14 protein-coding genes are annotated in these 13,357 nt (G+C 65.3%); 6 read left to right on the top strand and 8 right to left on the bottom strand.

Annotation, left to right across the window (positions count from 1 at the left end; translation table 11 throughout):
• Positions 1-237 precede the first annotated feature (237 nt).
• From ACQPZP_RS28575 to ACQPZP_RS28550, 6 genes are all read right to left on the bottom strand, one after another.
• On the bottom strand, positions 238-432 hold the full coding sequence (locus ACQPZP_RS28575; RefSeq protein ID WP_433472815.1) for a DUF397 domain-containing protein: 195 nt from the start codon (positions 430-432) through the stop codon (positions 238-240).
• 2 nt (positions 433-434) lie between these two features.
• Positions 435-1,310 carry a helix-turn-helix domain-containing protein gene (locus ACQPZP_RS28570; protein ID WP_433472814.1) on the bottom strand — a complete coding sequence of 292 codons (876 nt, stop codon included), beginning with the start codon at positions 1,308-1,310 and terminating at the stop codon, positions 435-437.
• 422 nt (positions 1,311-1,732) lie between these two features.
• Entirely contained in the window at positions 1,733-2,119 is a 387-nt protein-coding gene (locus ACQPZP_RS28565) for a hypothetical protein (protein ID WP_433472813.1), read from the bottom strand.
• Between the two features lie 446 nt (positions 2,120-2,565).
• Positions 2,566-3,108, bottom strand: a complete 543-nt coding sequence (locus ACQPZP_RS28560; RefSeq protein WP_433472812.1) for a hypothetical protein — start codon at positions 3,106-3,108, stop codon at positions 2,566-2,568.
• A 4-nt stretch (positions 3,109-3,112) separates the two neighbouring features.
• Positions 3,113-3,532, bottom strand: coding sequence for a hypothetical protein (locus ACQPZP_RS28555; RefSeq protein WP_433472811.1), 420 nt, complete (start codon positions 3,530-3,532; stop codon positions 3,113-3,115).
• Positions 3,533-3,539: 7 nt separating this feature from the next.
• Positions 3,540-5,699, bottom strand: coding sequence for a hypothetical protein (locus tag ACQPZP_RS28550; protein WP_433472810.1), 2,160 nt, complete (start codon positions 5,697-5,699; stop codon positions 3,540-3,542).
• A gap of 519 nt (positions 5,700-6,218) precedes the next feature.
• Here ACQPZP_RS28550 and ACQPZP_RS28545 point away from each other — a divergent pair.
• The 3 genes from ACQPZP_RS28545 to ACQPZP_RS28535 all read left to right on the top strand — a co-directional run bounded on the left by ACQPZP_RS28545 (position 6,219) and on the right by ACQPZP_RS28535 (position 7,834).
• The gene (locus ACQPZP_RS28545; protein ID WP_433472809.1) at positions 6,219-6,488 is read left to right on the top strand and encodes a hypothetical protein; all 270 of its coding nucleotides are present in this window, start codon (positions 6,219-6,221) and stop codon (positions 6,486-6,488) included.
• 10 nt (positions 6,489-6,498) lie between these two features.
• Positions 6,499-6,669: a hypothetical protein gene (locus ACQPZP_RS28540; RefSeq protein WP_433472808.1), complete on the top strand. Its 171-nt coding sequence runs from the start codon at positions 6,499-6,501 to the stop codon at positions 6,667-6,669.
• A gap of 148 nt (positions 6,670-6,817) precedes the next feature.
• Complete coding sequence (locus ACQPZP_RS28535) at positions 6,818-7,834, top strand: hypothetical protein (protein WP_433472807.1); 1,017 nt, start codon at positions 6,818-6,820, stop codon at positions 7,832-7,834.
• Positions 7,835-7,912: 78 nt separating this feature from the next.
• On the opposite strand, the gene ACQPZP_RS28530 is transcribed toward ACQPZP_RS28535, so the two are convergent.
• On the bottom strand, positions 7,913-8,854 hold the full coding sequence (locus ACQPZP_RS28530) for a hypothetical protein (RefSeq protein WP_433472806.1): 942 nt from the start codon (positions 8,852-8,854) through the stop codon (positions 7,913-7,915).
• A gap of 998 nt (positions 8,855-9,852) precedes the next feature.
• Here ACQPZP_RS28530 and ACQPZP_RS28525 point away from each other — a divergent pair.
• Positions 9,853-10,104, top strand: a complete 252-nt coding sequence (locus ACQPZP_RS28525; protein WP_433472805.1) for a hypothetical protein — start codon at positions 9,853-9,855, stop codon at positions 10,102-10,104.
• A 116-nt stretch (positions 10,105-10,220) separates the two neighbouring features.
• Here ACQPZP_RS28525 and ACQPZP_RS28520 read toward each other — a convergent pair whose 3' ends face one another.
• Complete coding sequence (locus ACQPZP_RS28520) at positions 10,221-11,414, bottom strand: phospholipase D-like domain-containing protein (RefSeq protein ID WP_433472804.1); 1,194 nt, start codon at positions 11,412-11,414, stop codon at positions 10,221-10,223.
• 298 nt (positions 11,415-11,712) lie between these two features.
• Between ACQPZP_RS28520 and ACQPZP_RS28515 the strand changes: the two genes are divergently transcribed.
• On the top strand, positions 11,713-12,165 hold the full coding sequence (locus tag ACQPZP_RS28515; RefSeq protein ID WP_433472803.1) for a hypothetical protein: 453 nt from the start codon (positions 11,713-11,715) through the stop codon (positions 12,163-12,165).
• Between the two features lie 151 nt (positions 12,166-12,316).
• The gene (locus ACQPZP_RS28510; protein ID WP_433472802.1) at positions 12,317-13,279 is read left to right on the top strand and encodes a hypothetical protein; all 963 of its coding nucleotides are present in this window, start codon (positions 12,317-12,319) and stop codon (positions 13,277-13,279) included.
• Positions 13,280-13,357 lie beyond the last annotated feature (78 nt).

The raw sequence follows: 13,357 nt of genomic DNA, 5'->3' as shown, positions 1-13,357 counted from the left end.
GGCCACATCCTGGACAGCTTCTGGGCTTTCCAGCGCAATGGTCCCGAGCGGTTCGTGCGCGACAAAGACCCGATCTCGGACGTCGGCGACGCGATGGCGCAGGCGAAGCAGATGGGGGAGCCCTACAAAACCATCCTTGCCGTCCTTCTGGGGAAGGGCCGCGCCGTCCGGACCTTAGCTACGCCAGCAACCTTGAGGCGAGCCAGCTTGGTCTCAAGACCGCTGATGTTCGAAGAGTCAGTGGCAGTCCGTACGGATCTTGTGGAGCAAGGCCCGCCAGTCGTCACCTGTGAACTCCAGAATGGGACTCTCGCCGTTGAGCTTCGTGTCGCGGACGCCGATGGTCCCGTCGCGGGCTCGGCCTACCTCGACACAGTGGCCGTCAGGGTTGCTGCGACCGGATTTGCGCCAGCCAGAATAGTCCTTGGTCATGTTCACGATCCTGCCTGGTCTGCCAGCCGGTTGGCTACCTGTGCGAGGAAGGCGATGCTGTCTTCTGGGGAGAGGGCGGCCTTTCGGAGGCGGTCGTACATCCCGGTATACCTCACGACCTCACGACGCTGGGTGAGAATGAGGTCGGTGGTGACAGTGTCGACAACTGCCATCGGCGGGTCGCCGGGCTCGGCGAAGGCGTAGAGGTAGAACGACGACTGGGGGAGGAAGCCTCCCGGGAGCTGGGCGTTGTGCATCAGCACCCGAACCGTGATCCGCTTTTCCTCCGAGATCGTCGTGATCATGTGCCAGAGCTGAGCGGACATCGCCTCAGGCGGTACCGCCAACCTGTGGATCACGCACTCGTCGAGGACGGTCTCGTAGGCCGGTCCGTCTGGCCTGAGTAGTTCGCGCTGCCGCCGTTCGCGGGCTTCCGCCATCCGGTCCGGTTGGTAGTCGAGAGCCCTTTGGCTCTCGTCGAGCTTGACGAGAGCGTCGATGAATGGACGGCACTGTAGGGCGCCGGGCATCGCCGTCTGGTCGTAGCTGCGGACGGTCGCGGCGTTGTGCTCCAAGTCCGCCGCGAGCTTCTGGCGTGGCCCAATCGACATGCCGTACTGGTCCCACCAGCCTTTGTGTGCAGCCTCTCGAGTGAGTTGGAGGAGCTTGTCGTACTGGCTGCCGGTGACTTCGAGGATGTCGAGCATGTTCATGATCTCGCCCACGTCCGGGCGACTCTGGCCGTTCTCCAGCCGAGAGATCTTCGCGCGGTTGTAGAACATGAGGCCGGCCAGGTCATCGGCCGTGAGGCCACGGCTCTCGCGGAGTTTGCGGATTTCAGCCGCCAGCCGACGGCGGCGGACGTAGGGGCTCGGCATGGCCGTCCTCCTGATATCGCGGAGACACGATCCGTACTGATCGCTAACTCTATGCGGGCAACCACTATCGAGTAATCGTATGGTCACGCTCGGACAAACGCTCGACTCGCGCGCCGATATGAAGCGCCACCCGCAATATCCACACGTGCAAAACCTGAACGTGCGACATTCACGCGCCCGATTCGGCCCAAGAGGCCCAAATCACAAAGCCCACACACGGCGATGTGTCGGAATTGCGAGCACATGACTTCGCAATCGGCGAAGCCACGAAGAGGCCGACGACCCCACGCGCTGCTCGCGCCAACCCGCCAACGCGGAGTACTGCCCGGCACCCGAGGCGCGGATGATCAACAGGCTCAAGACATCTCGTGCCGTAGCGACGTGCTACGACAAGCGCCTACGTCTGCCACGGCAGGGCATCGTCAGTGTGGCGATCCGTCTCTGTCTCGGAGCGTGACCAGCGGCTCCCAGCTCAGCTCGCTTCCAGCGCAGCGCGTCAGGTCCGCCGCGATGTCGTCCCAGTCCAGGCCGTGCAGCCAGAGATTCTCTGCGGCCTCTCGCATCAATGCAGGCTCGTCCGGTCGCTGCAAGAGCGCCAGTCGGTAGGCCAGGTTACGGACCCAGACCGGCAAAAGGCCATCGACCCTATGCGGACACAGTTCATGCAGCATTGCGAGAACCGAATCCGCATCCGCGAAGGTCAGCTCTTCGATGAAGTAGCGCTCCTCGTGCTCGAGGCTGCACTCCGGCCTTGGCCGGTACTCGTCCCCGAAGAGACATCGGGCGTGCTCCGTCAGGGTGTTGTGCATGACCCGGAGCGTACGACACCGTGATTCACCGGCCACGGCCTTGTCCCACCCGGTGTACTCACGACAGGGCGACATTGAACCCCACCTGTCACCCCGGGTGTAGCGCAGTCAGGAGGCACATCGCCAGCGCTCGCATCAGCACAGCCCATCACCCGCCACCTCACGGACGGCACGGCGTAGTTGGTGCGGAAAGGCCTTCGGACGGCTAGGCATCCTGCCGGTCTTTGAGGTAAACGGCCACGGTGGCGTTGATTGCGGGTAAGGGAAGTCTGGCGCGTCGCTGCGCCGAGACCAGTCCGTGATTACTGTCTGCCTCAGGACGGCCCGGCGAATAAACCACGGCCGATTGACAATGATTGTCAAAGTCCTCGGAAGTGCGCCCGGTCGGGCCTAGAGTTTTCCCTCTCCTCGTCGGTGTCTTTTGGCGAGGGTTCGCCGATAACCTCTTACTGGACGTCACCCGTGATCGCACGGGTACCCTCCGCCTGTAGCGAACCCGCAGTGCCCTGAAGAGCAAGCGCTGACCAGTCGAACTCTCTGGCCTTGTCCGCAGCCTCATTGATCAACTCGTATAGAGCGGCCGCATCCAGATCGGCTTCCGCGACGAGTGCCATGAGTAGAAGATGCTCTGTGGCCAACACGCCCGCCGAATCAGAGCCAAAAGGCGGCGCATCCTTTAGTAATTTATCATTGAGCAGCAGGCGAATGATCTTCTCGGCCAAACTTGGGATTAGGTTAGATTCGCCTCCAAGGGCGATCCGCAAATGGGCGACATATTTGATTACATCGGCCAATGACCAGGTCGAAGGAAACTTTCGACGTAACGCCACACCAAGAGAGAATCCAAGGAGCGTTGAGTAGCCTGACGGGTTGGCGTCTTTGCTTAACATCTCAGCGTACTTCGATTCCCATTGGTCTGGATCGAAGATTAGTGAATGCAGGGCAGCCCTGTGAAAGTGAGTGATGTTGGGGGGAGATTTATCTGCCATTCAGTTATGCGCCTTCAGCTAGCCGTCGAATTCTGTTCATAAACTTCTCTAGATCGGAATCACTGAATTCGGCATCTGCTACCAGCCCGCCGAGGATGATAATCTGGCTGAGCATCATCGTGTCGCCATCTATGTCGTCGACTTCGCCCTCGCCCAGGGCATGGAAGATCATCTGTTCGGCAACGGCCGGGTCCAGATTTTCCGCGATATCCGATGTCCGGGAGCGCATGTTTGCGATGAAATCGATGATCGCGGCGCGGGTGGCCGTCCTGTCTCCCTCATCAAAACGATCGTTAATGGCAGTAAAGAATGCTGCGGCCAGAAGCTCGGAATATCCTGCCTGGTCTGCACTCGACGTGAGTTGGCTCAGCAGGCGTTGGTGCTCGTCACCTCGACCCGCAAGCTGAGCCTGCAGTGTGGCCACCTGGAGGTCAGTTATTTGCATGTCTCTTTTCCCTCAACCTGTTGATCGTGTGTTTTGCTGCCCGGTAACCATGGCGGGCCGCCTCGTAGACTACGATTGCAGATACTCCCAGTGACAGTGCGGCATCGCCCGTCCCTGCATTGGTTTGCAAATGCTTTATTTCTGGCCCCGTGGCAGCGACCTCTGCCTTGCCGGTAGGGGGTGGCTTTCGCAGCACACTATCAATAATGGCACCACCTTTCTTGCCGACTTCTTCGAATTTTTCTGCCCTGGCGTTAGCTTTGTAACGAAAACGCTCATATGGGGACATTGATTCGAGATCGGGTTCGAAGTAGTCCCGCTTCTCTGGATCCTCGTCAGGGTCACGGAGTTCGCCGCGTCCAGGCTTGCTGTTGGCTCCGGCTGGGTCGAGGTCTTCGCGGGTTGGGAGGCCGGTCGGGTCTGTTCTTTCCGGTTCGTTTCGTGCCAGTTCGCTGGTCTGCTCGCGTCCATATCGGGGTTCGATGTGCACTCGGCCGCGGCTGTCGGTGTAGACATTGGAAAGGTCGGGATTGGTGCGGGTCTCGGGGTTTGTCTCAGTTGTCTCGTTGGTTTCGTTTGGGGGCTGCTCGGTGTCGGTGCCTTCGGCGTTCTTATCATGGTCGCCGTCTTGATCGCCGGGAGGTTGGCCGTCCCGGGTGTTGTCGTCTTGGGGCTTGGATTGTTCGGTGTCGGGCGGGTTCGCCGGGTCGTCCGGGGGCTGCTCGGGTGACTCAGGCTGGGACGTCCGGCCGTCGGCTGCGGGTTCTCTGTCCGGGATCTGTGGATTCTGTTCGGAGCCGCCGAGGGGTTCGGTGTGACGCTCCCCGGTCTGTGCTTCGCCCGATGCGCCTTCCGTCCGACCTTCCGGCGGGCCGACGGGTTGGTCGGTGTTCTCCCCTGCCTGATCGGGGTGAGGCTGGTCGCCGTCTTCTGCGGCCTGCGGGTTCTGCTCGGTAGGGAGTGGCTCGTTCGAAGCCTCGGGAACGGGACGAACCTCGTCTGTCTTCGGTGTGCCCGCTTCCTGCTCTTGGTCGGCGGTTTCGCCCGGTGGCGTCTGGTCCCCGGCGGGTGTGTGCTCGGGAGTACGACTGTCGCCTTGCGGGGTTCGGCCGTCTCGCTGGGGGAGCGCCTGGCCGCCCTGCTCCTGTGGCTGTCCGGTCCCGGGAGCGGCGTCGGTGGTCTCGGTTTGCTGTGAGCCGTTGTCCGGTAGGCCGGGGAACTCCCAGCCGGCTTGGCGGAGGCTTTCGGTGCGGGACAACAGCTGGGTGGGGGAGCCGGGATTGTCGGTTGGCGGCGTGGCGGTGCGTTCCGGGGACTCGGCCTTTTCGGTGGCCTCGGACGTGTCGCCGATGTCTTCGGTCCGCGGGCCGCCGGACTTGCCGTCGCGCTCACCGTTGGCTTCGCTGCCGTTCCCCGGTACCTCGGCCGGCCGCGGCTCGGTGTCTCGGGGGTGTGCCTGCCCGTCGTGTGGTGTGGTCTGGCCGGTGGGCTGTCGGTCGCTGGTTTCGCCGGTGGGAGCGGTCTGATCGGCCGGTGCGGCTTCGGAGGTGCCGGGCCGTGGTTGGTCCGGCGTCGGTTCCGTCCGTTCGGCGGGGCCTTTGGTGGGCTCTCGACCGTTGTCCCGGTTCTGGGACGCGTCCGCTGCGCCGGTGGGTTCTGCGCCGTTGCCCGTTTCGCTTCCGGGCTGGGCGCGGGGCGTCTCGGAGGGCGCCTGGCGTAGTTCAGTGTCGGTCGTGCGGGGGTCTTGGTCGCGTCCGCCGGTCCCCGATGTTTCGGTTCTGGGGTCGTCGGTTTCGCGCTCGTGGTCACCGGTCTGGGAGCCGCCTTCGGGATCGGCCTTGCCGGTCTCCGGCTCCTTCTCGGCCTCCGGTTCGGCCTCGGCCTGCGGGTCGCCCGGGCCGTGCTGTTTGTCGGCCTTCGGGTCGGCGGGGGAGGACTCGCCGGTCTGCTGGTCGCCGCCCTGTTCGGTGCTGGTTTCTGGCTGGCCGTTGAGTTTCCAGCCGGATTGGCGGAGTTCTTGGACGCGGGACTTCTGCTCGCCAGAGCCGGGGTCGTCGGCCTGCGGCTGGTCGCTGGGGCTCTGCGGGGCGGGCTTGTCGCCGGTTTCGGTGCCCTTGTCGGGCCCGCTCGGGTATTCCACGCCCACGCTTGCGGTCCTTCCATCGGGGGGAGCGGGCCGCCATCGGGGGCATTGGTCGGACGGCACGCCGGGCGTGTCACTTGACGCGCGGGGCTGACGTCACGATCACACCGAGCCCCTATGTAATCGCGCATGTGCGAACTTTGCACGTGCGGATATTCCGCTTGCCCTCCCTGGCCGCGCCTATCACTGGCTTGAGTGCTGAACAACCCGTCGCTTCGTCCGTCTTGGCGAGCGACTCAGAACGATTCAGCCCTCAAGGAGGGGTCATTCAAGCGAAACGAAGATGCTCTCTTCATCCCGAAATGGGTGATTCAAGGGCGCCTGGGATGCCGCAGGAGCAGCGGCTACGTCCGGTCATCGAACAGACCCCTGTCCTGCTGACCACTGCATCTGACACATGAGCTTCCCGCTGGATGGGATGCCCGACCGCACACCCGGGCCGAGAACGCAACGGCAGGTTGCGCGGTCGACGCCCTCGTGGCGCTACCGTTCGGGGACGACCGTCCTTGGAAGGGAGTTGGCGTGAGACCGCCGATGTGCTTGATCTGCCACCGGTCCCTCGGGGACGACCTCCCGTTCTCGTCCTTCAAGCTCGTCCGGTTCGCGCTCACCCCCGAGGAGGAGGCGGTCGAACGGGAGCAGGCTCGGGAGGGCTGGACCGGCCATCCCTCGTGGGAAGAGTGGTTCTGCGACGAGCACACCGCATTGGCCGAGGAACATTCGCATCTGCACTGGCGTGAGGCAATGGCGTTGCTGGCGCAGCAACGGAAGCCACCCGGCCGGATGCGGTGAGTGCCGGAACATGGCGGGCGGCCTGGAATGTCAAGTGACGTTCTGCCGACCTCACGTCATCGCCGGTACCGATGACGTGCACATCGTGGAGACCGTGTTTGACCTGTCAGCGCCTCCCGACGCACTCCATGCGCAGATCATCGAACTCGCCCGCCGCGTCGCCACCGGCCTTCCAACCTGACCAGACGTCCACCCGTGGGTCCGTAGCGGCCCACACACCGGAGCCCCCTCCTCCGGGCGACCCGCCAGATCATCCGGCTTGCACAATGCCTGCGTCAGTGATCTCGCTAAGGTGTTTCGCCCACCCGTCCAACCGGCCCGGAGGATCCATGTCGAATGACGAACCGTCGGCTCCGGATCTCGCCGAAGCGGGCCGGGCGCTTGCGGAGACCATCCGGGTCACGCCGGACGATGCGCTGGAGTGGGAGCCGCGGTTCGCCGGCCGCGACGTCCCGGAGGATTACATCGCCCTCATATCGCGGACGGGGCCGGGGACGCTCGCCGGGGCGCTCCGCCTTCTGGCTTCTGGCTTCGATGGCTTTGACCAGGAAACGGAGCAGCGTCGGCACCAGGCGCCGCACGAGGAGGCGCTGCTTTGGGCTGTGTTCGGCAGCGGGGAGACCTGCTGGTGGCTGCCGATACGCCCCGATCCGGCCGAGTGGCTCGTCGTGGTGGCGGGTGAGGGGCACCAGCAGCTCAATCTCACCACCGCCGAGTTCCTCGACGAATGGCTGGATGGACGACTTGATCTACCGGTCTTGTCCCTGCCGCCCGTACGGCGCGAGCGCGTCCTGACCCGGCCCGGTCATCCGGTCGAGGACCTTGCGTCCGGCCGGAGCGCGGCTCGGGATCCGCTGGCGCAGCTCCAGACCATCATCGGGCCGGGGGAGGCGTGGGCTTGTGACTGGGAAGCCGTCGAGCGAGAGGTCGGCGTGACCCGACTGCCGTCCGACTACAAGCGCCTTCATGAGGCGCAGGGGCCGCGGGTCGTCCTCAACGGCATCTTCGTCTGCGCGCCCGGCGAACTTGCTGAACATCACGACATGCACTCCGGCCTACTGCGGTCCTACGGCAGTTCGGAGGATTCCATGCGAGTCCATCCAGAGCCGGGCGGCCTGCTGTTCTGTGCGAGCACCGAGGGCCGGGACATCCTTTGCTGGGATACTGCGAAGCCCGATCCGGACGAATGGCCCGTCGTCAACATCGACTCCGGGGTCTTCCACGGAAACATCACCGAGCTTCTGGTCGCCGAACTGACCGGGACGGGGCTCGGCATGACCGACTCCTCCCTGGGCGACCCCGCCACCTGGGCGTGGCCCATCTGGGGACCGCACCGTCCGAGATGACGCTCTACCGCCGCGGGCCTGGGCTGTGGATTCCCATCGGCTGGAGCGCTGGAATTCGGCCTCCGCGGAGCCGCGGCGTCAGCGCGGGCGGTGACCCGGCGCGTCCGGCGGCCATTCGGTCTGCGTAGGCATCAGGTGCAGGCCGCTGAGCCACGCGTGGTCGGTCTTCGGCACCACGCGGACCGAGACCGGGATGTTCCGGGCCCGGAGGGTCGGGAATTCGCCCGGTCCGGCGTTGCGGGCCAGGTAGGCGAGGCCTTGCCGCAGGAAGACGCGCGGACCCGGATCGAGTTCGGCCGCCCAGTCCGGCTCGGTATCGCGGCGCAGCCACGCGTAACAGGCCATCGCGTAGCCGAACTCCCGTTCCGTGAGATAGCCGAGTCGTGAATAGCTGTCGTTGCGGGCGGCGTTGAGCGTGCGCTCGTCCAGATAGCCGAGGGGCTGGATGGAGAAACCGCGGGACGTCTCGCCGTATCTCAGCGCGGCGTTCGTCGTGAAGACGCCGAATCCGAAATACACGGTGAGGAGATCGGTGAGCCACTCGTGGTCCTTGCGGTCGGCGGTGATCCGTCCTTCGCCGAGGAGTCGGACGTGGCACAGTTCGTGTGCGATGACGGCGATCAGATAGGAGGCGTCGGACGCTTCCGTCACGTCCAGGCCGATGACCGGACGGCCGTTCTCGACGCGGTAATGCCCGACCGTGCGCTTCTCCTTCCGAGCCGCCGCCGCGTCCTCGTCGCTCCGGTCGAAGAGTTCGACGGTCAGTGTCGACCGGTCGATTCCCATCAGCTCGCACACAAGGGCGACCAAGCCCTCGATCTGCTCCGGCGTCCCGCTGTACGCGGCGGACCGCAGCTCCGGGCCCGCCACCACGACGCCTCGCATCACCGGTCCCCGGCCGAACTCGCGGACGAACCAGGTCATCGACGCCTCGATCCACGCCTGGTGCGGCACGCCGACCGGACAGCCGGTGCCCACGGCCGGCAGCCACGGCCGCGGCCCTTCGGGTTCGTCGTTCATCGCACTCCCTGGCGATCGTCCTGGCCCGTCCGCATTCGCGGAATGGGGTCGACGGTGACCCGCCGCGCCATTTTTACCACGCCGTCGATGGAGATCGCCAACATTAGCAAAAGGTTCTGGAGTGGATCACGAACAATGGTGAAGGTGCTTAAATTTAGAACTCATTTCCCATGCGTTCGTTGATCGAATGTCTTCGCTGCGCGGGTGCGAATCTCGCACGTTCGGTATTCGCGGGTGTGACGTCCGCCCGTGCCGATCTGCCGCCCAGGGATCCAACAGGCGGATTCTCCGTGCTTCGAGGGATGCTCAGTGTGACGAGCGGCGTGCGGACCAGAAGTGACCCGAGTGATCCGCAACCCGACTCGTCCATCACGATCTGAGGTGCCCGATGCCTCCGACGATGGTTCCAGCAGGTCTGTCCGCGACACCGCTGCGGTGGCGGCGCTCCTTCCTCGGCGGGACCCGAGCAGGCCCGCAACGTCCGCCGGTGCGTCGGCTGCCTGCTGGCCGGCTGCCCGTACCTCGACGTTGTCCTTCTCGCCGCCGACTCGTCGTCAACGCCCTGCGGCACACCGAGTCCGGGCAGGACGGCGGCCTCTTCACCGTCGAGATCGCCCGCGACGGCGGGCTGCTCGCGGTCTCCGTCGCCGACCAGGGCGGCCCCGGCGAGCCCGCCGCCACCGACGCGGGAGAGCTGGCCGAGTCCGGCCGGGGACTGCGCACCGTCTCCCCTGACCGCCGCGAGCTAGGGCTGGCACGGCAACGGCGAGGGCCGCACCGTCACCGCCGCCTTCGCCGGGGGATGGGCCGTGTGAATGCGCCGGTCGCGGCTTCCCAGGCACCGTCCCCACCAACGACCCTGGTTGGGCTCCGACCTGCATTCGATCAAGCTGTGACTGTACGTAAACCGCACTCCCCCTAGGGGAGCAATCCGGGAGAGCCCAGGGAAGTTCCCCATGCGCCCGGGGACGGTGGCGGATGAGGCTGGAGGCATGTTGATGCCTGCGCTCTCCGTGACCCTGATCGCCCTGGTCGTCGCTGCGGCAATCGGCTGGAACCGGCGGACACTTGCGCGGCCCCTCCTAGGGGCCCTCGTGGGTGCGTGGCTCGGTTTCATCCTCGGCGCGCTCGCCGGTCTGACCGTGGACGTGATCACCGGCGGTGGATTCCTGGCGATCGTCGGCCACGCGGCCGCGGTCCTGGGGGCGATGCTCGGTGTTCGCCGAGCCGCTCCCGCAGCGGCAACCTGAACCTGTACGGCCCTGCGCCCCCACCCTGACCTCACGGGACGGTATCGGTCACCCGGCGTCTCCTTGATCACCGGATCCCGCCAGAAGACCCGACCCGTTGGACTTCCTCTACCGGGCTATGGGGCAAGCGGTTTGCAGTCCTCCTTGGGCACGCTGAAGGCCGGGAGTTCGATGTCGGCCGCGGCCTTCACGTCCTCGAAGTTCTCGACGAACCGGTCGTGGATCGCCGAGTCGGCGATCCGCACGGTGATCTCGTCGTTCTCGGACAGCGACGACGGCGTGATGTTGTCCGACCCCGTGAACGTGATCTTTCGGTTCTTGCCCAGGTAGTAGCCGTCGATCATGATGTTCTTCTCGTGGTTGCCCTTCTCGCGCTTTCCGCGCGAGAAGCCCTTGATGTGCAGCGGGGATCCGGCGATGTACTTGGCCAATATCTCGCATGACGACATCGAAATCTGATTGGCCACGATGTCGACGGAGCACCCGGACCGCCCCATCTCCCAGAGCTTCTTGGCCACGGCCTTCCGGCCGATCCACCAGTTGCTGACGCGGACCGTGGCGCCCTTCTTGCAGTTGACTCCGTCGAGGACGTTCTTGACCGTGTCGCCGCCCTTCTTGCGCGGATGGAAGTAGGTCTTGGTATTGCCGGTGGGCTCCGGGGCGTTGTAGTTGTAGTAATCGGGGAGGTTTGGCTCGTCCTTGAGATCGTTGAAATACCCCCTGAGCCGCTCGTACAGGCCGTCGCTGGAGACATCGGTGTAGCCGGCGTTCCACCCCTTGGTGCCGCCTACCCCGCCCGTCTTGTTGTCCGTGAGGTTCGCGGTGGTGATGAAGCTGACCTTGCTCCTGCGAAGCGTCTGCGAGAACAGTGCGAACTTGCTGTGCAAGGCCGGACTGTCCCCCTTGCCGACGCATCCTTCGGAGCAGAGTTTCGCCCAGGAGCCTCCCCCTTCCTTCTGAAGCGCCGCCGCGAAGTCCTTGAATATCCCGTAGTGCTTCCGCTTTGTGTCGCTGTCGGCGAGGACCTTGACCGTGACGTCGTTCTTGGCCGCGGCGAGAAGATGCTTCGCGACGACCTTGTCGCGGAAGAGATAGGTCGAGAGGTAGATCGTGGAGCCGCCGTGCGCACCGTCGATCAGTCTGGTCAGCTGGTCCCTGACCTCTGTCCCGCCCGGTTCGTTGAAGACCGCGCTCGTCCCGAGGTCCGGGGGCGGCTCGGCGATGACGGGACCGCCCAGCAGGCCGGGTACGGCCAGGCTGGCGGCCATGGCTCCGGCCTTACCGATGCGTGCGGTGTTGCGGATGCGCATGAACGTTCTCCCCCGTGAGACTGATTCGTGTTTCCCCGTACTGGTCCTTGCGATGGTCAGGGAAAGCGCAGTTGGTGCGCACCCCCTTTCAGCGCTGCCTAAAAGGGTCACCCGATGGGGCGCTCGCCGGTCTGAGCGTGGACGTGATCACCGGCAATGGCTTCTTCCTGCAGCGGGAGGCCTGGATCAGTGCGGGCTCCGCAATCTGGGCGATGAACAAGTCACCGGCGCCGTGCGTACAGGTGAGCGCAGCCAGAGTGCCGACCGGCCGTGCGACGGCGGGAGGGAAAGGAGAGCGATGGACGCGCCTCGCCGACGTCGTGGTCTGTCCAACTGCGTGCTCGCCGGGGCAGCCTGCGTCACGGCACTGGCGCTGTGCACCGGCTGCGGCTCCGATTCCGCCGACCGCGGCCGCAGGACGCCCGGGGCGGCGACACCGGCGCGGCCGCTCACCCTGCAGCAACTCGGCACCGCGCTGGGCTGCACACCACAGCAACGCGGCCGGGCCGCCGACTACCAGCAGGCGATCTGCGCGGCCCCCTCAGGCCAGTACCTGATCAACACCTTCGCCACCGACAAGGGCCAGCAGGCGTGGCTGGAGTACTCGATGATGTACGGCGGCAGCTATCTGGTCGGCCCGCGCTGGATCATCGTCTCCAGCCCCGAGCGGCTGGCACCGCTGCACGCCCGGCTCGGCGGCCGGATCCAGACCGCGCAGCGCCCCACCGCGCCACAACCCCGGGCCTCCTGAACCGGCCGGGTGCTCCCGGCCCTCGGCGGTCCCAATGTGGCAGAAGGCACAGACGGGTCTCTGAAGAGCCTGAAACACTGACGCAGGCGGAAAAGCGCAATCGAGAACCGCCGCGGATACCGATGAGGACGCTCGGGCGAGGAGCCGTGTGATGGCGGAGCGAGAGCCGGCGGTTCCCTGGCAGCGTGCGCGACTCGTCTTCGGCGGCCTGCTGTCGGTCGGCCTGGGGGCCGTGACCGCCGTCGCCAAGCAGCAGGAATGGCAGCTCGGGCTGATCGTCACGCTCGCCTGCGTCACGCTGACACTGGTCATCGACGCTTTCTTCCGCCGAGAGGAGAGCATCCACCAGGACCGCAGAGAGCTCAAAGAGATCTCCACCGCGCTCGCGATCACCAAGTCGCTGGCCGACGCGCCTCCCGCCTGCCACTCCTTCATCCGTGAGATCGCCGAGCAGTGGACACGGATCGACGAGCGCGACAGCGCGATTCTGCTGAAGCTGCGGGAGGCGCGGCAACGCGCGTTCACCGAGGAGATGCGCGACCTCGCCAACGGCCAATCGTCCCTGAGCCGCCGCCAGGAGTTCCGTCCGAGCATCCTGTCCGAACTCGCGGAGATGACCGCGCTCAGCGCGACCGGCAACGACTACTGGTGGACCGGCCGCGACACCGCCTACCTCGCGACCGAACGGTCCGCGATCGTGCACAACGGTCTCACCCTCACCCGGATCCTGATCGTGTCGGAACGCGATATGGACGACGCCATGATCGAGGTTCTCAAGGGACAGGTGGACGCGGGAATCGACCTTCATCTGGTCATCTCTGAAAAGGTCCCGCCGTTGCATCAGAAGTGCCTGGTCGGCGACCGTGCCCTCGTCACGGACAAGGGAGGTATCGTCGGCGTGGTCATCCCAGGGAACGACGCCGAGGATGCCGTGGCCGACGCGGGGCGCTTCACCATCAATGAGGACAAGATCCAAAGCATGCGGGACATCCTGGAGATGCTCGCCCCGTACCAGATCTCCGTCGCTCAGTTCCTGGAGCACCCGGAGGCGCGGGAAGTCCCCGATTCGGCCTGGCTTCACGGTTCGGCCAGCGCAGGGCTCCGGCGTAATTGAGGTTGGGGCCCGGATCGGATCGCCCTGGCGGTCGAGGTGACCGCCGTGTGAAGACGACGAATGTGCAGGTAGGGCGAG

This window comes from Spirillospora sp. CA-142024, from assembly GCF_050942325.1.
Lineage (GTDB): Bacteria > Actinomycetota > Actinomycetes > Streptosporangiales > Streptosporangiaceae > Spirillospora.
Note: the sequence above shows the minus strand (reverse complement) of the source record. Positions and strands in the feature narration are given on the sequence as shown.